Origin of the sequence: Paraburkholderia sp. SIMBA_053 (genome assembly GCF_046534895.1) — a bacterium.
In the GTDB taxonomy this organism is placed as follows: Bacteria; Pseudomonadota; Gammaproteobacteria; order Burkholderiales; family Burkholderiaceae; genus Paraburkholderia; species Paraburkholderia caledonica.
Window position 1 is genome coordinate 1 of the sequence record NZ_JAWRXU010000699.1, and the last position, 271, is coordinate 271.

The 271-nt window shown below is 62.0% G+C and carries 1 protein-coding gene; it reads left to right on the top strand.

What is annotated here, in order from left to right; genetic code table 11:
- Nucleotides 1-271 (top strand): porin (locus tag SB753_RS37375; protein ID WP_410805185.1); only part of this gene is annotated, 271 nt, incomplete at both ends.

The following is a 271-nucleotide window of genomic DNA, read 5'->3' on the forward strand; positions in this document are numbered from 1 at the left end:
TTCGACATGCTCGGCCCGCTCAGCACCGGTTACCTCGCGGCGAGCTGGTTTGCGTTCCACCCCGGCAACATCGACGAACTGGCCGACACGGGTGTCGTACCGTTCGACAACTCGGTGAAATTCAAGTCGGCCAGCTACGCGGGCTTTACGGTCGGCGCGATGATGGGCCTCGGCAATACGACGAACTTCTCGACGGGCAAGACGCTGAGTTTCGGCGTGAACTACGCGAATGGCCCGTTCAAGGCGGCGGCCGTCTACTCGAACGAGCACA